Raw genomic sequence first — 19,725 nt, forward strand, 5'->3', positions numbered from 1 at the left:
TTCCATCATGGGAAGCCGCAGGAACTGGAAGGGTGCCGGCAGGCGGTTCATCGGGTTCAATGGGTCCACACTTCCTGTTGGTGTGATGATCGAATATTCGGGATTGCTCGCATCGTGCTGTGTACTGTTCGAATTAGGTTGTGAAAGAATAACTTTCGAATACTATTTTGTTCTGGCGTAACGGTGCCAGTTGAGTACTGGGCGCGTGGTTGTGTGGCAGGAGTGCAACTTTCCGCCGCCACTTCCTAGAAGTTACGGTTACAGTGTTGCCGAAATGGTTGCCTGTGTCAAGGGAGGCCGCCCGTGTCAATGGCTCATGTCGCCGGGGTTCAGCTCCCGGTGTGGAGGCAGCGTTGTGGCCCGTATCGCTCACAGTCCGGACAGCAGCGCAACGACGATCTCGACCTTCGAAAGCCCAGCTGTTCGATCCCTGTGAGGTGCACCGAGCAGCTGTGCCAGCGTGATGGCACGGGGATCGTCGAGTGGGCGGGGGCGGCTGCGGTCCATCCGACCGGACCGCAGAGGGAAGTGAGTCAGATCGTTCGGCGGAGGGGTGTGAACCGTTTGGTTGTGGATGAGTCGCGACTTCCCAATACGACCAGGAGATGCTCTGCGACGTCACTGGTCCAGTCCCGCGTGGGCGCGGACCTGTCGCTGTCACGGCGCCATGTTCGCAGGAGCGCGATGACGATCCCGGTGATCAGATCCAGAGCAGCGTCGAGGCTGGGAGCCTGCAGTCGCTGTTGCCGCATGCCGCTGTCGACCAACCGGCTGACACGGCCACGAAGGTCGGGGTGATCGAGGAGTCGATATCCCTCGGCGGCGACGATCGCCGCGAGGTCCGGGCGCGAAAAGCCGAGACTGCCCAGCGTTCGTGCATGAATGACGACGGCTTCGATCGGGTCGTCGATGCCGGCCACCGCAGAGTCGAGAATCGAAGCCAGCTCATCGATGACATCGCTGGTGACAACGGAAAACAGTTCGGTCTTGTCGGCGAAGTGGATGTAGAACGATCCGACGCTGACGCCGGCGCCTTGAACCAGTTCACTGACATGGGCGAGGTCGAAATTTCCTGCCGCGAGGGCTCGTCGCCCTGACTCGACCAGGGCACGGCGCGTACGTTCAGCTCGGTCAGTCCTTCGAACCTCCGTGACGTTGATCGACCGGTGACCACCGCGAACCTCGCCATGCGGAACCTTGGAAAGAGTTGGTTCCAGTGTTGAACCACTGTTCTCGTCGGTGCGGGATCCTTTGCGAGACAATGCTTCTCCTAGATCGTAGTTGCTGCGTTGCCGTCTCTTGCGCGGCGGGACAAGCCGAGTCGGCCGCGCTCGACTCGCCGCAAAGGCCAGGCGCGCACATCTACTCGAGTCCGCCGCTCAAGCGGCGGGCGGGTCGATACCCCGACTTTATCGGCAACGGTGTTTCCGATATGTGTAGGGGTGGCGGAACGCGGGACAACTGCGACTGACGTCATGGTCCGGCTGATGCTCGCGCGGTGCTGGATCGGTCCGGGGGTCGCTGGTGTAGAGGCTCCGAGGATGGTGTCGGCTCGCCCCGCGGGGCGGCTACGAACGGGCTGGGAGCACCCAGCGCGCGCCAACACGGTCTACACAGGCTATTTCTATTCGGCTCACGCCGCGTATTCGGGTGAATTATCTTGTCTGTTGCGAATGAACGCCCGAATCGCCATGGAAAGAGTGCTGGCTGCGGTTCTCGGCGAGCCGGGCAATAGTGTAATCAGTCGGCTGCCGGTACCCCGCTCCGGCGTTTACACCGTATTCGACGAGGCCTTCGCTCCGGTACCGGCCGCAGCGAAAGAAGCTGGCATACCAGGTGGGCATCCACTGCCGGGTTGCAAACTGCCAATCAGTGTCTTGTCAGTGGCTTTGGATTTTGTCAGCGTGGCAGATGATTTGGTGCACCTCGACCAGACTGTTCGTAGCCATCGTGCGGCTGCCCGACGGGGTATGGACGTGTGAGAACGCGCGAGCTCGGTCAGCGCGCTGGCCACACTAGCGCGCACGCAGTGGCCGTGCGAGCCACTATCCGGGCGGTACTTCCTCAAATGCGTCGTGGCTGGTGAGTGCGAGTTTGCCCGGTGCCTGTCGCGTCACCCAGTCCAGGCCGATATCGGCAACGAGTGCGCTTGGGATCAGAACGATCGCGCGTATCCCTCCATAGTCGGATTCGCTCAGACGCACAGAGACTTGCTGGCGCGCAGCCAGTCTGGCGACGACGAACAAACCGAGTCGGGCGTCGCTGGACAGTGCGGCGATGCTGAAGTCCGGCGGAGTGGCGAGAGTCTTGTTGCGATCGGCCATTTCGGCGGCGGGCATGCCGAGGCCTTGGTCGGCGACCTCGATAGCAATCCCTTTGCCGACGACTTGTGCCGTGATGTCCACCCGTGTATCCGGCGGGGAGAATTCTGTCGCATTGTCGGTCAGCTCGGCCAGCAGATGAATGAGATCAGCCGCACTGCTGCCGATGATCGAGACTTCTGGCAGCCGACTGATCTGAATCCGCTTGTATTCCAGGCTCTCAGCGACAGCACCCCGCACGATGTCCAACAGCCGCACGGGAGTACGCCAGCGGCGCCCAGGCATCTCGCCACCCATGATGATCAGGTTTTCTGCGTTACGGCGGGCTCTGGTGGCGAGATGGTCCAGTTGAAACAGCAGATCGAGCCGTTGCGGGTTCTGCTCCGTGTGTTCGGCGCCGTCGAGCAGTTCGAGTTGCTTGTGCACGATCACCTGACTTCGGTGCGCGATGTTGAGGAACACGGCTCTGACACCGGCTTGGGTTTTGGATTCGGCCGCGGCGGCAGTGACCGCCGCCGCGTGGGCGCGGTTGAAGGCGTCGGCAACCTGGCCGATCTCGTCGGCCCCGAAGTGCAGCGGGGCGAGGTCGGCAGCGTCGATCTCGCCGCCGTCGGAGAGTCGTTTGATTGTCTCCGGCAGCCGCTGGTCGGCTGTCTCCAGCGTTTCGTGCCGCAATCGGCGCATGCGTCCGATGAACCGGTTGGCTAAATACAATGCGGCGAGTAGTGCCGCCGTTGTGGCGCTCAGAACGCCGGCCGCACCCCAGAGAGATCGGCGTGCCAGTTCATGGCCTTGGCGTGCAGCATCGTTTTGAGCAGCCGTGGACTCGTCCGCCCAGAGCTGCAGCAGGTCGCTGGATAGATCTGCTGTGCCAATCTCGTAGCCGATCAGTGCGGACGGCTTCGCCACAGTGCGGACGTCGCCGATGTGGGCCTCCACCTCTGACATCACCTTCCACTGTGAGCTCGACGTCAGCTCGGTCAAACGCTGTCGATGCGAGTCCTGCATCGTCGAACTCAGGTAAGCGATTTCGCCTTGGGCTTCGCCGATGAGGTGCCCGAACTCGGTCAGGTCCCTGACTTGTGGGTCCTTTTCTAGAGCGATGGCAGCGACGAGTTGCGATCGGGTGATTGCCTCGGCTGCGCGCAGCAGATGGTTCGCCTGACTAAGTCTGACTGCGATGGCAGCGTCAGGAGCTACCCGTGGCGACAACGATGCAATGCGCACAATGTTGTCGAAGTAGATGGCGTAAGCACCGTATGCCTTGTCCAGGGGGATGGAGCGGGCATCGATACTGCGCCGGAGCGGGACCAGTGCATCACGTACCTCGAGAAAGGAGTTGATCTCGTCGGTCAGGTCCGTACGTATTGTCGCTGCGGTGTGGGCCGCCGCACGCATCGTGACCGCCGTCGCGTCGACGTTCGCGCGGGCTTGTCGTAGCTTCTGGCCGGCGGAGTCGTCGCCGGCGAGGTGGAGGAGCGAGACGCGCCTTTCTTCTTGTGCTGCTTGCGTCATCGTGATGAGTGGAACGGTGGTGCCGCCGCCTAGCTCCGCCCAACGTTCTGCTCGCTTGCCGTCGTTGACCAGATACACCGACGCGCTCACACCGGCGCTGAGTAGCACAACACTCGGAATCAGCGCGACTGCAAGTATTCGCGCGCGGACTCCGGCGCGGCCCACGACGTGGACTTTGAAAAACTCAGCTGGATAAATCGGTTTGATAATCACCGTGGTGCTTGATCCTCATCGATGGTTTTGCGCATCGGCTGGTGAGATGCGGTACTCGCTTGCAGTCGTTGATCGTGAACCTGAACCGGTGCTCAGCTGTATACGCGCTGTTGATCCTTCTCGGTGCCGCTGATCGCCGTGGTTGCTCAGCTGGCCGGCTTATCCGGTGCAAGGCGACTTCGAGGGTTCTGGCTGGATCTTGCATGTAAGAAAAAACGTTATGCCACAAATACTTTGGTCGATCGGTGCGGCGCGGGACGGGGTCGACTGGCTGTTCGGAAATCTGGAGTGGAGTCCTCGTCAAACGAGGCAGTCGTGAATATATGGGTTGCCGTCGCGCGGTGTGATCGAAGGCTGCGGAGGTTCACTTGGTTAGTCCGAGGAGTGCTGCGGTGAGGCCATAGTCGGGACCGAAATTCTGTACGTTGCCTGTGCGGCAGCCATCGGCCCGCATCTGGATCCGCTCACAGAACACACTGATGACCTCGCCTGAAAGCGCGGTCCCAACGAGACCGACCGAGCGAAAATAGCCCAGTTCCTTGTTGATGGCGCCGTCGATGTTCTGCATGAGCAGCGGCACGATGTCGACGATCTCGACCATCGCGCCCGAGTTGGCGCGCAACTGGTTGGTGACGTTGGTCAGGCCGGTCAGCGAGGCGGCCAGTTCGTCCTGGTGTCCGGCGAAGGTCGTCGAGGTGTTGGCCAGGAACGCGTTGAGCTGGTCGAGCGTGGCCTGCAGGCCAGGAGCTTGTTCGGCGAGCAGCCCCGACATGGCGGTCATCCGGTCGCTGAAGTCGCGAACCGACTGGTCGTTGTCGGCCAGCATCGTCGTGAGCTCGTTGAGCTTGATGATGATGTTGGCGATCGCGTCCTTGTTGTCGACACCGACCTTCAACGCACCCGAGAGCGCCTCGAGGGTTTCGCGGATCTTCTGGCCGTTGCCGTTGAGCACCGGGTAGAGCACCCGGCCCGACAGCGGGCCGAGTCCTTCCTGGCCGGGTTCGGGCTTGAGGGCGGCGGCGAACTGGTCGATGGTCTTGATCATCGTGTCCAGCTCGACCGGGGTCCTGGTCCGGGCCTTGGGCAGGTGATCGCCGGACTTTAGCGTCTCACCGCCGGTGTAGGGCGGGGTGATTTCGATGTGGCGGTCGGTGACGATCGAGGGCGAGATGATCGCGGCGATTGCGTCTTTCGGAATCTTCACATCGCCGTCGATGCTCATGTGGACTTCGACGTAGGTGCCCTTCGGGATGATCTTGTCGACCGTACCCACGGCTAGGCCGAGGACCATGACCTCGTTGCCCTCGAACATGCCGGCGATGTTCTCGAAGTCGGCGGTGATCTTGGTCGAGCTACCGAGCGCGTCCTCGGTGGGTAGCAGAGAACAGCTGGCAATTGCGCTGATCGCCGCGCCTGCGATCAGCGTCCGAAATAGCCTTTTTCGAGCGCTCTGCATGTGCGTCTCCACTGTGTGGTCCTTTCGATGGTTGGACGCGCGTGGCTACAAACGCGCACCGTACCGATTGCGGCCCGTGGCCTCTGGATGCCGCGCTGACCTAACCGCGGTGTCGAGCCGCAGTGGGGCAAGGCGGAGCGAGGGCGGCCGTGGCGAGCGAGATCAGCCGGTTCGACGAAATGCTCGAACCCGATGCGTTCAACCGCTCAGGCTGGTCGACCGGTTCGGGTCGCGGTGTGGGGTCGTGAGGTTTGAGAGTGGACACAAGTCCAGGCGGGATTAGTAACGGCTACATCGTAGCCGTTACTAATTGGCCTGTCACCGAAACGGCAACATCACCTTTGAGGGCCTTGGCTGTGGGACGGCCACGCTGGCGTTCGATCGTCGCGCCGAGCCTGTCTGCGGGTGCCACGGCGCGGTGAGTTGGCTGTCCAGATTGGCAGCGGTAAGGGTGAGTGGGACTCTGCTGGTTGTCGATTGCCCCACGGCGAGTGGGTGGAGTTCGCCAGTGAGCGCGGATAGGGCTTCGGTGACTTCGTGGATGCTTGCTCGAACGTAGGTCAGTGTCGCGCCGCAGGTGAGCACGGTGTGGCGGAGCCAGTGCGTGCTGATCTGCTGGGTCGCGACCCATGGCAGTACTAGGCCGGCGCGCGCATCGATGGTGGTCGTAGCGTCGGCGCGTGATCGGGTGCCCGCACAGGTATCGCAGTAGCTGTTCGTCAGGGGCATCGCTCGCGTGGCGTGGGCGGTGAGCATCTCCAGCAGAGTCATTGAGATCGGCGGCCAACGGATGGTTCCACCTTTGCTGCGGGGTTTGACCAGACACTCTGTCTGGCATCGAGATCGGCAGGCCGAATACCCAGTGCGGCTGCAGGTCCTGCACGCGGTTTCCAGGTGCAGGCGCAGCAGCATCGTGTCCAGTTCGGTGTCGTCACCGGTGGTGGTGACCGCTTCGATCGAATCGTGGAGGTGCTCGGCTGCGAACGCCCGAGATGGGGTGGGCGGCCGGCGACACCTGGTCAATTCCGTTGCAGCGTATGCCCTCGCTTCCGCTGCGGCCAGGCGCACTGCGGCCGGTGATCAGGTCACCAGCTGCTCAGTTCACAGTGACCGACGGTCGCAGTTTCGAGCTCGAAAGTTCGTTCTTGCCGGGGGTTCCACACTATGGTCGGATCCATGGGCCAGTCGGTGCCTACGGTGACAATGCGGCGATGGAATCATTTTTCGCGTTGCTACAGAAGAACGTCGTCGACCGGCGGTCTTGGGCGACCCGCGACGAGTTGCGGATCGTGATAGTGACCTGAATCGAACGGACCTACCACCGGCGTCGCCGCCAGCCCAGGCTCGGCAAATGGACGAGCTGCCCGGTCGAGTCGGAGTTGCGGCGCGTTGGCGGAGGTGATGCGCAGGAACTGGGCGGCTATCGACTCGCCTTGTTTGATCGCGACGACTCGGTCAAGCGAATGTTCGAGGCAGTGATAGACGATCCCGAATCCGCCGCAGCCGATTTCCTCGGCCGCGGCGAAACCGGCCGCAGCGAGCTCTGCCGCGATACCGATTGTGATGTCGCGGCGAGTCGTCCCACCTTCGGAGCCGGACAATGACAATCGGCCTCGCACCAGCTGGAGTGGGCCCCCGACACCTCGGTCATCGGCGCGATCACATATGGACGGCCGGTGTCTGGCTATCGGTGCGTTCGAGTACGTCGCGGCGGTACATCAGCGCGGTGACGAGCATGCCCGCCAGCAGGATCGCGGCCGACCACCAGTAGGCCGTCGAATAGCTGGTGAGCTGGGACTGTGCGAACACAGCTGGGTCGGCAGGGCCGTGGGTGGCGAGGTAGTCGGTGGCCGCGCCGGCCGACATCGTGGTGAGGAACGCGGTGCCGATCGAGCCGCCGATCTGTTGGGCGGCGTTGACCGTTGCGGAAGCGGCGCCGGAATCCTCGGCCGCGATGCCGAGGGTGGCCGCGTTCATGGACGGCGCCACGATCAATCCCATGCCCGAACCGGCGAGGAACAGGGCGGGCATGACGTGGAGGACGAAGGTGCTACTTCCGTCGAAGGTTGTCATCCAGACCAGCGCGATGGCGACGAGGGCCATACCGGGCGGCACCACCAGCTTGGGCGTGATCCGCGGAATCAGCACCTTGTTGGCCGTGATCGCAGCGATCATCAGGCCCACGACCATCGGCATGAAGGCCAGTCCGGTGCGGATCGGTGTGTAGCCGAGATTCAGCTGCAGGTAGTAGGTGAAGTACAGGAAGATGCCGAACATCGCTGCCCCGCTGACGAATATCGAGACGAGCGCGGCGGCGCGCGTGCGATCGGTCAGAATGCGCAGCGGCAGCACGGGATGGTCGGTACGGGTCTGCCACCACACGAAAGCCGATAGGAGCCCTGCGCTCGCCAGCAGTAGGCCCCAGGCGGCCACATCGTCCCAACCATTGGTCTCGGCGTTGGTGCAGCCGTAGACCAGGCTGAGCAACCCCGCGGTTACCAAGACGACACCGGGCACGTCGAGTCGTGCGTTGCGGTCGCGGCGTCCGCGAGGCAGCAGCACCGCACCGCCGATGGCGGCGGCGAGCGCGAAGAACAGATTGACGAACATCGTCCAACGCCAGGTCAGCCCTTCGGTCAGGACACCGCCGAGCAGCAACCCGATCGCGCTGCCGGCACCTGATACCGCGCCGTACACGCTGAATGCGGTCGCGCGTTCCTTGCCTTCGCTGAAGATCGTGGTGAGCAGGGACAGCGCCGCAGGCGCGAGAAGTGCGGCGAAAACGCCCTGCGCGGCTCTGGCCGCGACCAGCATGTCGAAGCTCGTTGCGGCGCCGCCGATCGCGGAGGCGACGGCGAAGCCCAGGAGTCCGACGAGGAATGTCGCTTTGCGCCCGAACAGGTCGGCGATACGGCCGCCGAGCAAGAGCAGGCTGCCGAAGGCGAGCGCGTAGGCGGTGACCACCCATTGGCGCTGCGCGTCGGTGAAGCCGAGATCCCGCTGCGCCGAGGGCAGGGCGATGTTCACGATGGTCGCGTCGAGCACCACCATGAGTTGGGCAAGGGCGATGACAATGAGCAGCAACCACTTCGAGCCGCTCTGGCTGGGCGCGGAATCCGCGGCGGAGGTCTTGGACAGCGTGGGTGTTGTGTGCTCGGACATCGACCACCCCTCTCATATAGTACGAAGGCGTTCCATACGAAGAGTGGCACGAGTTTCGGAGAAACGCAACCGTACTATCTGAGGTGTGGGGTGTGTCTCCTACCGCGCCGGGAAATGCAGGGCGGGCAGTACGACGTCGTCGATGAACCGGGTCAGATAGGCGGTGTCGGCGAGGGATCCGTCGAAGATGGGACGCGTGACGAAAACGCCGAAGAGCAAGTGCGACAACAGGTCCGCGGCAGGCGGTCGCGCGGGCAGTTCGCCGCGCCGCACCGCCAGGTCGACGAAGCGGGCAAGGGCGGCCGTGTCTGGCTCGAGCAGGGCGGATCGGAGCGTGGTCGCCAACTCGGGATCGGTCAGCGCAGCGTGATTGAGCGCGGCGACCAGTGTCGTGTCCTGTTCCGCTCGGGGCACGAATCTTTCGGCCATGGCCACCAGGTCGCCGCGCAGGCTCCCAGTATCGATGTCGCTCGCGTCGGTCGGTCCGATCGCGCGCAGGGCTGCGGCGATGAGTTGCGGTTTGGTGGGCCAGATCCGGTACAGCGTCGCTTTGCTGCAATGTGCCCGCGCCGCAAGGCTATCCATCGACAGCGCTTCGTAGCCGACCTCGATCAGCAGGTCCAGCGCCGTGGTCAGCAACTCGACCTGGCGTTCGGGTGTTAGGCGAGGTCGGCGAACACGTGTGGTCTCGGGCAATGCGGCCTCCTCGCGGGAAAGTACGGTTCAGTACTTACGATAGCGATCGGCCAGGAGCGTACCTAACAGCGACAGCATCGCCACGACCGCGACGAGCGTGCCGAAGACCAGGCCGATGCGAGACAGGCTCCAAGATCGGGCGGCCAACCCCACGCCGACCACGGGGATCGAGATCGCGAGGTAGGCGACCACGAAATAACTGGACGCGATCTCACCGCGTCGTTCGGCCGGGGCCGCCCGCACCAGCGCGCCGAGGCCCTTGGTGAAGCTCACGCCCTGTCCGGCGCCGCCGACCGCCGCTGCCGCGATCAATACGGGCACTGACCCGAGGGTCAGGGCTACTCCGATAAGCAACGCGCTCAGGGTCAAGCCCGCACAACCCAGGACCAGCGCCGCCGTCACAGACCAGCCCCGGGCCGCGATCTGGGCGGCGGCCGATGCGGCGAAGACTGTGGCAACCACTACTCCGGCGATGAGCTTGTTGTGTATGTGCAACGACTGGTTGAGAAATGTCGGCACGACCGAGGTGAACAGGCCGATCACGCAGAAGCCGGCGAAAGCCGCCAGTGCGGCCCGCAGGAAGGCGGGACCCGTGCCGGGCGGGACCGATAGCCGCTGTACGGTGAGGTTTCTATGTGGGTGTGGTACAACGGTTTCCGCTGTTCGTCCGATCGCCAGGCCAGCTGCACCGAGCAACGCCAGATGGACGGCGAAAATAACGCGTAGAGGCCACGGACCGTATTGGACCAGTGCACCGGACAGGATCGGTCCGATGCCCAGCCCGCCGATATTGGTCACGCCTGCCACGACCACGGCCCGGGTCTTCCAGGCCCGCGGTGCGGTCTCGGCGATCATGGCGGTCGCGGTCCCGGTGAACAATCCGGCCGACAACCCGGACAGCCCGCGCCCGACCAGCAATTGCGCCACCGATTCGGTGGTGAGGAACACTGATGAGCTGGCTGCGGAGCAGGCCACACCTGCGAGCAGCAGCGGTCGGCGTCCGAGCAAGTCCGACCAGCTGCCGAACAGAATCAGCGCCGCGATGACACCCGCGGCGTAAGTCGCGAAGATCATGGCGGAAGTGTCGATGCCGAATCCGAATTCGGCCGCGTACAGGGTGTACATGGGAGCCGGCAGAGTTGTCCCGAGCATGACGACCGCGAAGGCGAGACATACCGGCATCATCGCCTTGATCGCCGGGGCGCCTTCGACGGTGGGGGCTGTGTCTTCGATGCGCGTCTGGGTCGTGTGCAGGGTCCTCATGCTGGTAACAGTGTTGGACGACGAATGCTCCGTCAACTTATATCGGCAACAGTGTGACCGATATTATGAAACGCTGGCACCATCGAAGTGGGGCAGGGGCCGCCGACAGATATCTTCGACTTCCTCCGTCGGCACCCCGAACATGCGGAGCAGGTCCTCGGCGACTCGGTCGCTGGCCTCTGCATCGTCGCGCTCCGGCTGATCGTGCAGTAGGCGGCCCAGCGACAGCGCGGCGCCCGCGACGATGGTGAGAGTCAGTGCGGGGTCGCGGACTGCGGGGAAACGCAATGCGCGCCTGCCGTTTTCGATATCACGCAGCGCCCTCGGCGCGAGTCCGTGATCGGATGTGGTCAAGGCGAGCCCGTTGTATAGCAGCACCTTGCTCATCTCGGGGTGGAGCCGGTGCCGTCGGCCGGTCAGGCGGAAGCTGTTGGCGAAGACGACCGCTGGGTCGTCGAGTTCGTCGGTCAGTCGATCCAGGGCGGCGCCGTGGAGGTTCAGGGCTTCGGTGACGACGGCGGCGAAGAGTTCGTCACGATTCTGGAAATGGTTGTAGAACGAGCCCATGCCGACATCGGCGGCCTGGGTGATTTCGAGGATCGGCACGTGCAGCTTGCCCTCGGCGAGGAACGACTGGGCGGCCCGTATCAGCGCCTTCCGGGTCTTCGCCCTTCGTCGCTCCGTGCGATTCGGTGTAGCCGCTGGATCGGCCATGTGGCACGTCCCCTTTCTGCTGGTCAGCCGAGTCGCACCCGCCGCGTCGTTCACTACTGACGAATGTATCAAGAGATGTACGAGTTGCCATTTCCAAAAATAGGCTACGGTGTTACCGTTATTAATCCTAGGGCTGCTGAAAGTTGTCTCGGGCTGATGCCTGCCAGGGCTCGACCTAACCGAATCGAGGGTCTGATGTCTCGCTATCTGTTCGCGCTCGGCCGGGCAATGGCCCGTTTCCGCTGGTGGGTGCTGGCTGTGTGGCTACTGCTGCTGGCATGCGGCATCGGATTCGCACTTGGCGTCGGCGGCAAGACCACCGATAACTTCACCGTTCCCGGCACCGAGTCCCAGGACGCTGTGGAATTGCTCCGCGAGCGGATGCCAGCCTTCGGTGGGGCGCAAATGCAGATTACCTTCGCTGCGCCCGCCGGAACGAAACTGACCGATGCGCAGCCCGGCAGCGAGGTCACCCGGACGATAGCCGAGATCAAGGGGTTGCCCGGGGTTGCCGCCGTGGTCGATCCGCTGGAGACCAAAACGATCTCTCCGGATCAGCGGGTCGCACTGGGTAGCGTGCAGTTCACGGACTCGGCGGGCGAGGTCGGTGCCGACACGCTGGACGAGGTGGACAAGATCGCGGCCGCAGCTCGCGAGACCGGCTTGCAGGTCGAATTCTCGGGCGCGGTCTATCCGGGGTTCTCGACCGAAATGCCCGAGACCCCTGAGATCATCGGCGTCATCATCGCCTTCCTGATCCTGATGGTGACCTTTGGGGCGGTGGTGGCGGCGGGCATGCCGGTGGTGACGGCGTTGATCGGCGTGGGTATCGGTGTCACCGGCATCCTCGGCATCGCGGCCTTCGTCGATGTGCCTACGGCCGCGATGTCACTGGCGCTGATGCTGGGCCTGTCCTGCGGGATCGACTACGCGCTGTTCATTCTGTCCCGGCATCGAAACAACGTTGTTCTGGGCATGGCTGTGGCGGAGTCGATTCCGTTGGCGGTCGGCACTGCGGGCAGTTCGGTGGTGTTCGCCGCCGTGACGGTGATCATCGCGCTGTGCGGGTTGTCGGTGGCCGGGATACCGTTCCTTACCGTCATGGGCCTGACGGCCGCGGCCGCCGTCTTGGTCGCAATGCTCGTAGCGCTCACCCTGTTGCCCGCACTGTTGAGTCTGGTCGGCCGCTCGGTCGCCAAATTCATTGCGCCGCCGATGCATCCGGACCGGCCGGCGGAAGTCGCGCGCCGGACCGCGCACGAGCCCGAGCGCACCATGGGACATGTGTGGGGGAGGTTCGTCACCCGGTTCCGGGTGCCGCTGGTGGTCGCGGGTGTCGCGCTGCTCGTCGCTTTGGCGGTACCGGTTGCGCGGATCCAGCTCGGGCTGCCCAGCGGTGCGTCCCAGCCCGAATCCAGTACGGCGCACAAGGCTTTCGACCTCATCGGTGACTCCTTCGGGCCCGGCTTCAACGGGCCGCTGCTGGTCGTGGCCGATCTGTCCGCGGCGACCGGTCCCGACGCGGCGCAGACTCTGATCGCGCGGTTGCGCCAGGAACCGAACGTGGCCGTCGTGCAGCCAGCGGCGGACAGCAACGGCCTGCTGCTGATCCAGGTAGTGCCGAAGACCGGTCCCGACGACGAAGCCACCGCGGACTTGGTGACCCGTCTCCGAGGCGACCGGGAGGCCATCGAAGCGGGTACCGGAGCGAGCTATCTCGTCGGCGGGACCACGGCCGCCAATATCGATACCTCCGGCCGACTGGCGGATGCGTTGCCGATCTTCCTCGCGGTTGTGGTCGGCCTGGCGCTGGTGCTGCTGACGATCGCGTTTCGTACCGTGCTGGTGCCGCTGTCCTCGATCGTGGGTTTCATCCTGTCGGTCTTCGCCGCGCTCGGCGTTCAAGTCGCGGTCTTCCAATGGGGTTGGTGCGCGGGCGTTCTCGGGGTGACCCCGGGGCAGACGCTGAGCTTCTTGCCGATCATCATCCTGGCCATCATCTTCGGGCTGTCCAGTGACTATCAGATCTTCGTGGTCTCGCGGATCAAGGAGGAGTACAGCCGTACGTCACAGGCCATCGAGTCGGTGCAGAACGGCATCGCGCACTCCGCACGGGTCGTGACCGCCGCCGCGCTGATCATGTTCGGGGTGTTCGTCGCGTTCGTCACCGTCGACAATCCGGTCACCAAACCGCTCGCGTTCACCCTCGCGGTCGGTGTGCTGCTCGACGCGTTCGTTGTGCGCCTGACGCTCGTACCCGCCGTGATGGCGTTGATCGGCAACCGGATGTGGTACCACCCGCGCTGGTTTGCCCGCGTCGTCCCCGACCTCGATATCGAAGGCTCCGAGTTGGAGCGCCGAATGCGTGCCGAGCACGAGTGAATCGGCTCAACTCTTGACTGATGATACGTTCGTGAGTGATGATAGCGTCAGGACGTGAAAGGAGAGTCGATGAACGACCTCCGTGAATCGCATTCGGGTCTGCACAGCGAAAACGGCGCACTGCGCGGCGAACACCCGGGCCGCGCACGCAATCCCGTGGTCAAAGTGGTCGACCTGGCCTGGCTGGAGTTCACCAAACCCGATCTGGAACGGGCTGAAATATTTGCTCGCGCTTTCGGTTTCACCACGACCTCGCGCACGGCGGAGGAGTTGCGGTTGCGCGGCACCGATGCCGGCGCACCGTGTGTGCTCATCCGGCGCGGGCCGCGGTCCCGCTTTCTCGGCCCGGCGTTCCGGGCCGAGACCTCCGGTGACGTTCTGCGGTTGGCCGAGGCAGCCGGGCGCACGGTGAGCCCGCTACCGGAGAGCTTGGGCGGGGTCGGGGTGGAATTGACCGATCCGAGTCGATTGCGGGTGCGGATCGTCGCCGGTCTGCACGAATTGCCCGCGCTGCCGGCCCAGCAGCCGCAGACCTGCAATACCGGACACGAACTGGCGCGGGTCAACCGAACGCAGCGTCCGCCGCGCGAGCCCGCGCGGGTGCAACGGCTGGGACACGTCGTGCTCCAGACCACCACCTACCGCCGCACCCTGGACTGGTATCTCGACCATCTGGGACTGATCGTCAGCGACTTCCAGTACTACGCGGGACAGCGCGATCGCGGTCCGGCCATGAGTTTCATCCGCTGCGACCGCGGGACGACGGCAACCGATCATCACACCCTCGCGCTGACCCTCGGGCCGTCGGACAAGTACCTGCACTCGGCCTACCAGGTCGTCGATCTCGATGCCATGGCCGCGGGCGGGGAGTTCCTGCGGGAGCGGGGTTATCACCGCTCGTGGGGGATCGGCCGACATATTCAGGGCAGCCAACTCTTCGACTACTGGCGGGATCCGGACGGATTCCTCGTCGAGCATTTCAGTGACGGGGACATGTTCGACAACACCCTGGAGCCGGGCTGGACGCCGATGACGGCATCCGGGCTGGCGCAGTGGGGCCCGCCGATCACCAACGACTTCCTCGGCATCGCGCCCGGCCGGGAGTCGCTGCGCGAAGTGGGTGCGCTCGTCGCGACCCTCCGCCAAGACAACGAATTCGATCTCGGCCGCCTGCGCGGCCTGCTGAAAGTAGCCAATTCATGAGCATTTCCGTTCTTCGTACGGCTGAGGGCTGGTGGGTGCGGACACCTGAGGGCGCGGTCCGAGTCCACACCGCCGCTGAAACCACCGGTGAACTGCTGGCCGACAGGGCATCCGTCGAGGCGGCGGCGGGCGGCGCCGACGCGGTGCCGATCCAGGAACTCACCCTGGTGGCACCGGTGACCGCACCGTGCCGGGTGGTGGCGCAGATGACGAATTTTGTTTCCCACGTGCGGGATTCGGGCGGTAGCCCGGACACGGTTCCGTTGACGTTCTTCCGCAAGACCTCCGGGTCGATCAGCGGACCCTACGACGAGGTGATCCGCCCGGCGCATGTGCGGCTGCTGGATTACGAGGTGGAGATCGGACTGGTTTTCGGCCGGGAGATGGCGGTCGGCTCCGAGATCACCCCGCACAATATCGGCGACTACATCGCCGGGCTGGTGATCACCAACGATGTTTCCGCCCGTGACGTGCAGCTACCGCAAACCCAGTTCTACGAGGGCAAGTCTTATCCGACCTTCACTCCGGTCGGCCCCGAGCTGGTTCTGCTGAATGCCGGTGAGTTGAAGCGATTCACCGACTTGCGCCTGCGCCTGTGGGTCAATGGTCAAGTGCGCCAAGACATGACCGCAGCCGACATGATCTACACCCCTATCGAAGCCCTCCGAGCGCTGGCCCGATTTCAGCAGATGGATGCCGGGGATCTGCTGTTGACGGGTACGCCGATCGGTACCGCGATCAGCGCCCCGTCCAAGCTGACTCAGTTCGTCGGTTCGCTGCTGCCCGACGCGGTGAAATGGAAGCTGTTCTTCGAACGGCAGGCCAAGAACCCGAACTACCTGCGCGATGGTGACGTGGTGGAAGCCGCGATCGGCACCGACGACGGCGCCATCGACCTGGGCCGGCAACGCACGGTGGTGCGGTACTGCCGATGATGAACCAGTCCACGGCGCAGCTTTGGCCGCGCTACGAACTGCCGACGGATCTGGCCGCGATCGAATCGGTGGCACTGGCCGACCGCGGACTACCAGAATCGACCTACGCGTTGCTCACCCGGGCCGCCGAATTGTGGCCGGACAGAACCGGTGTCACGGTGTTGCCCGATGCGGACGGTGGCGCGAACCGGTCCGGCGCGGTTACCGGGACCTGCTCGCCGAAGTGCATCGCTACGCGAACCCGCTGCATATGCGCTGGCGACGCGGCAGGATATTCCTTCTCGGCGACGCCGCGCACCTCGCTCTGCCGTTCATCGGTCAGGGCCTGGGAGCAGGACTGCGCGATGCCGCCAACCTCACCTGGAAACTCGCCGGAGTGCTGCGAGCCCAGCTCCCTGATATCGCCCTCGACACCTACGAGCGCGAGCGAAAACCACATACGCGCAGACTGATCCGGTTGGCGAAGCTGACCGGGACTACGATGACCGAGGGCGGCGAACTCGGCAATCTGCTCCGTCGCCTCAGCGCACCGCATCTGCATCGGATACCCGGCTTCAGCACCCTGACGACCAGCGGGGAATCCCCGCCGTTGCGCCGGTCGGCCCTGATTCGCCGCGGCCGGTTCGGGCTGGGCCTGGGCGGCAGGCTGGTGCCGAATGCCTGGCTCGCGGGCGGTCGCCGCGTCGACGAACTTTTCGGTGGTCGCTACGCGATCGTCACCACCGCGACGCCGAGCCCGGCAGACCGTGCCGCGGTGAATGACCGCGGCGGCGTCCTGGAAACCGTGGCGCCCGGCACCGACCTGTACCGCTGGCTACGCTGAGCCGGCTGTACGGCGGCACTGATCCGCACCGACGGCACGGTCGAGCGATCCGGAGGCGACCTCCCGGCACTGTGTGCGCAGATGCCGCGCGTGAATTTTCCCCGTCCGCCCGTTCCGCCGAAAACCCCGCCGCAGCTCATCCCGGTCCGTTCGGCGGGGCCTGATCACTCCGCCGCGGTGTCGCGGTGCTGGGCGAGCCCGTCGATGATCATGTCCAGGCCGAAGCGGAACTCGTCCTCCAGCCGTTGTGCGGGCAGGCAATCGGCGACGGCGATGGTGGCCGGGAAGTCGGCAGGGTCGAGCTGGTGGAAGAGCGCGGCGAGGCGGGCAGGCTCCGGGTCGGGCGCGGTGGGGTCGTGCAGCTGCGCCGCGAACCCGAGAACGTATCGGGCCAGCATGGCGTAGGTGCGGGCGGCCGCTTCGGGGGCGAAACCGGCGTCGAGCAGCATGGTGAGGAAGCGTTCACGCAAGGCGAGCACATTGGGTCCGGTGGGAACGCGCTCGATGAGCAGCGGTGCGATGCCGCGATGTCGGCTGAGGGTGTCGAAGATGGCTTGGGCCGCCGTCCGGCAGGCTTGTTGCCAGTCGCTGTCGGTCGCGTCGACATTCAAATCGACCTCGCCGAAGACCCAGTCGACCACGAAACCGACGAGCTCGGTACGGCCGGTGACGGCTCGATAGAGCACCGCCGTTCCGGTGTCGAGCCGCTGGGCGAGCGTGCGCATCGACAAGGCCGCCGAGCCCTCCTCGTCGACGAGTTGCACGGCAGTGGCGACGATCTTGTCGAACGGCACGCGCGGTCGACCTGGCGAGCGACGAGGCGGGCGGGTGCCGGTTTCGGGTTCGGTGCTGCTTCCCATGCCTACATTGTCGCTGACGGCGACGCCGTCGCGGGAACAGCACGCGGTTACGGCGTACCGTAGTGGCCAAACCTCAATTCTAACGGCTACGCTGTAGCCGATAATGGCTCGTTCTCGGCTACGAGGAGTAGGCATGAAAAACAGTGACGTCGAATCGGCTATCGCGACAATGCCACGAGGCGGCCCGGACGCCTCCTGGCTGGACCGGCGGATGCAGACGAACGCACTGGAATACATCGATCGCGACGACGTCCCGGATGAGGTGAAGCAGAACGTCATCACCTGCCTCGATCGGTTCGGAACCCTGGGCCGCATACACGAGAATAACGCTCGGACGGCGTTGCGGGTGGTGGCCGACATACCGGAGCCGCGCATTCTCGAAATCGGTGCAGGCCACGGGAAGCTGTCGGCCAAAATCGTCGAGTATCACTCCGCGGCCACGGTCACGGTGAGCGACCTGGATCCCACCTCGGTCGCCAAGATCGCCGCCGGAGAACTGGGTGTGCACCCTCGGGTGCGCACCCAGCTCGTCGACGCGACTGCCATCGATGCCCCGGACGACAGCTACGACCTCGTGGTGTTCGCGATGTCGTTTCATCACCTGCCGCCTTCGATCGCCTACAAGGCGATCGCGGAAGCGACCCGGGTCGGGAAGCGCTTTCTGGTCATCGATCTCGAACGCCAGTCCGTGGCGGGGCACGCGCTGGGTTCGATTCTGGGCTTCCCCTTCCTGGCCGCAGCGCTGCTCGCCCCGCCGCTCCGGCCGTTTGTGCACGATGCCGTGATCAGCGGTATGCGCGCCTACAGTCACTCGGCGTTCTCGGCTCTCGGTCGTGCGGCTCATCCGCAGATGGGCATCGAATTCCTGCCCGCCCGCACGCGATTCGGTCCTCCGTCGACCACGGTCGTGTTCTCGCGTCCGGAGGGCGTGCCGAACACGACCGTGGCGCGATGACGCTCAGACGAGCGGTGTGATCTGCTCGGAGATTCCGAGCAACGCCTTGCCGTAGGTTTCCATCGACACGTGCGGCAGGGTCACCGCGTGCCTGGCGGCGATATTGGAGTCGCGCCAAATCCGCTGCATGGCATTGACTTCGGCGAACGCTCCGGCGCCGTGGGCGTCGAGCAAGATGGTCAATGCCTCGTTGATGCTGCGCAGCGCGATCGCGACATCGCCTCTGATCCGTGCGCGCTCGAGCAGCTCCGGATAGACGCCCGCCTCGGCGAACGCCTGGACGTCGTCAGCCGCACGATAGGCGTGCAGGTGCGCGGTTTCGATCTTCATCGCGGCCTCGGCGACCAGCAATTGGAACGCCACGGAGTCCGCTTGCCGGGTGATCGTGGTGTACGCCAGCGCCTTCTCCGCCGCTTTGGTGCGCACCAACTCCAGGGCCGCACGTCCGAGACCCAGTTGCGGTCCCAGGACCGCCACGTTCAGGAACGAGGTCATGGCCGCTCGGTAGAGGGGCGCATCGGGATGTTCGGAGATGTACTCGCCCATCAAGATCGGAAGAAGGGGAAATACGCGAGTGTCGGGAACGAATACGTCTTCGGCGACGATCGTGTTGCTGCCCGACGCGCGCATCCCCGCGACGTACCAGGTGTCCTCGACCTGGAAGTCTCCACGGGGCATCGCGATCGCGACCTGGTCGAGGACCTGGCCGTCGTCGTCGACCAGCAGGGCCCCGTTGGTAGCCCAGTCGGCGTGCAAGCTGGCCGAAGCGTAGGGCCAGCGGCCGTCCACCCGGTAGCCCCCGGGGACCTTGCGGACTGTGCCGGAAGGCGCCAGCACGCCGGCGACGATCAGATCGGGACTCGCGGCGTACATTTCCTCGAAGTCGCTGCCCCCTTTGAGGGCGGCCAGCCAGGCATTGGTGTTCGACAGCATGGTAACCCAGGCCGTGCCGCCGTCGGCTTCGGCGATCGCCGAGGATACGTCCAGCAACGCGCGTGAGCTGGTCTCGAGGCCTCCCAGGCGACGCGGTACCAGGATTCGAAACACGCCGGCTTCCTTCAGTGCGTCGATCGTCTCCTCGGACACGCGGCGGGCCGATTCGCCCTCGGCCGCATTCTTCCGGATCAGCGGCGTCAACTCCTTGATACGCGCCAGCACATCCTCGATGGTCTCGATCCGATTGTTCGCTGCGATGGTCATTGATTCTCCAAAAATGTTGTGATGGTT

The 19,725-nt window shown here is 64.5% G+C and carries 14 protein-coding genes and 1 pseudogene; 6 read left to right on the top strand and 9 right to left on the bottom strand.

The annotated features are described in order from the left end of the window. Positions 1-533 precede the first annotated feature (533 nt). The 3 genes from ACWF99_RS12345 to ACWF99_RS12355 form a co-directional block, all read right to left on the bottom strand. Positions 534-1,262, bottom strand: a complete 729-nt coding sequence (locus ACWF99_RS12345; protein WP_452535917.1) for a TetR/AcrR family transcriptional regulator — start codon at positions 1,260-1,262, stop codon at positions 534-536. 783 nt (positions 1,263-2,045) lie between these two features. Then, positions 2,046-4,049, bottom strand: a complete 2,004-nt coding sequence (locus ACWF99_RS12350; protein WP_452535918.1) for a sensor histidine kinase — start codon at positions 4,047-4,049, stop codon at positions 2,046-2,048. 364 nt (positions 4,050-4,413) lie between these two features. Continuing rightward, complete coding sequence (locus ACWF99_RS12355; RefSeq protein WP_452535919.1) at positions 4,414-5,505, bottom strand: MCE family protein; 1,092 nt, start codon at positions 5,503-5,505, stop codon at positions 4,414-4,416. Between the two features lie 1,018 nt (positions 5,506-6,523). On the opposite strand from ACWF99_RS12355, the pseudogene ACWF99_RS12360 reads away from it, so the two are divergent. After that, positions 6,524-6,887, top strand: a pseudogene (locus tag ACWF99_RS12360) (IS3 family transposase); the annotation flags it as partial. A gap of 277 nt (positions 6,888-7,164) precedes the next feature. On the opposite strand, the gene ACWF99_RS12365 reads toward ACWF99_RS12360, so the two are convergent. The 4 genes from ACWF99_RS12365 to ACWF99_RS12380 all read right to left on the bottom strand — a co-directional run bounded on the left by ACWF99_RS12365 (position 7,165) and on the right by ACWF99_RS12380 (position 11,340). After that, positions 7,165-8,667, bottom strand: coding sequence for an MFS transporter (locus ACWF99_RS12365; RefSeq protein WP_452535920.1), 1,503 nt, complete (start codon positions 8,665-8,667; stop codon positions 7,165-7,167). A gap of 99 nt (positions 8,668-8,766) precedes the next feature. Then, entirely contained in the window at positions 8,767-9,363 is a 597-nt protein-coding gene (locus ACWF99_RS12370) for a TetR/AcrR family transcriptional regulator (RefSeq protein WP_452535921.1), read from the bottom strand. Positions 9,364-9,390: 27 nt separating this feature from the next. Beyond that, positions 9,391-10,626 (bottom strand): MFS transporter, encoded by a 1,236-nt coding sequence (locus ACWF99_RS12375; RefSeq protein ID WP_452535922.1) that lies wholly within the window; start codon positions 10,624-10,626, stop codon positions 9,391-9,393. A 63-nt stretch (positions 10,627-10,689) separates the two neighbouring features. Beyond that, positions 10,690-11,340, bottom strand: coding sequence for a TetR/AcrR family transcriptional regulator (locus tag ACWF99_RS12380; protein WP_452535923.1), 651 nt, complete (start codon positions 11,338-11,340; stop codon positions 10,690-10,692). A 195-nt stretch (positions 11,341-11,535) separates the two neighbouring features. Between ACWF99_RS12380 and ACWF99_RS12385 the strand changes: the two genes are divergently transcribed. The 4 genes from ACWF99_RS12385 to ACWF99_RS12400 all read left to right on the top strand — a co-directional run bounded on the left by ACWF99_RS12385 (position 11,536) and on the right by ACWF99_RS12400 (position 16,683). After that, a complete protein-coding gene (locus ACWF99_RS12385; protein WP_452535924.1) occupies positions 11,536-13,722 on the top strand; it encodes an MMPL family transporter in 2,187 nt (728 codons plus the stop codon). A gap of 69 nt (positions 13,723-13,791) precedes the next feature. Then, a complete protein-coding gene (locus tag ACWF99_RS12390; protein ID WP_452535925.1) occupies positions 13,792-14,925 on the top strand; it encodes a VOC family protein in 1,134 nt (377 codons plus the stop codon). Continuing rightward, a complete protein-coding gene (locus ACWF99_RS12395) occupies positions 14,922-15,860 on the top strand; it encodes a fumarylacetoacetate hydrolase family protein (RefSeq protein ID WP_452535926.1) in 939 nt (312 codons plus the stop codon). The genes ACWF99_RS12390 and ACWF99_RS12395 overlap by 4 nt, the downstream gene beginning before the upstream one ends. 250 nt (positions 15,861-16,110) lie before the next feature. Continuing rightward, positions 16,111-16,683 carry an FAD-dependent monooxygenase gene (locus ACWF99_RS12400; protein WP_452535927.1) on the top strand — a complete coding sequence of 191 codons (573 nt, stop codon included), beginning with the start codon at positions 16,111-16,113 and terminating at the stop codon, positions 16,681-16,683. Positions 16,684-16,847: 164 nt separating this feature from the next. Here the strand turns inward: ACWF99_RS12400 and ACWF99_RS12405 are convergent, their stop codons facing one another. Next, positions 16,848-17,543: a TetR/AcrR family transcriptional regulator C-terminal domain-containing protein gene (locus ACWF99_RS12405; RefSeq protein ID WP_452535928.1), complete on the bottom strand. Its 696-nt coding sequence runs from the start codon at positions 17,541-17,543 to the stop codon at positions 16,848-16,850. A 133-nt stretch (positions 17,544-17,676) separates the two neighbouring features. On the opposite strand from ACWF99_RS12405, the gene ACWF99_RS12410 reads away from it, so the two are divergent. Continuing rightward, the gene (locus ACWF99_RS12410; RefSeq protein ID WP_452535929.1) at positions 17,677-18,498 is read left to right on the top strand and encodes a class I SAM-dependent methyltransferase; all 822 of its coding nucleotides are present in this window, start codon (positions 17,677-17,679) and stop codon (positions 18,496-18,498) included. 3 nt (positions 18,499-18,501) lie between these two features. On the opposite strand, the gene ACWF99_RS12415 is transcribed toward ACWF99_RS12410, so the two are convergent. Then, positions 18,502-19,698, bottom strand: a complete 1,197-nt coding sequence (locus ACWF99_RS12415; protein ID WP_452535930.1) for an acyl-CoA dehydrogenase family protein — start codon at positions 19,696-19,698, stop codon at positions 18,502-18,504. Between the last annotated feature and the right edge of the window lie 27 nt (positions 19,699-19,725).

The sequence above is a fragment of the Nocardia sp. NPDC055002 genome, assembly GCF_053608825.1.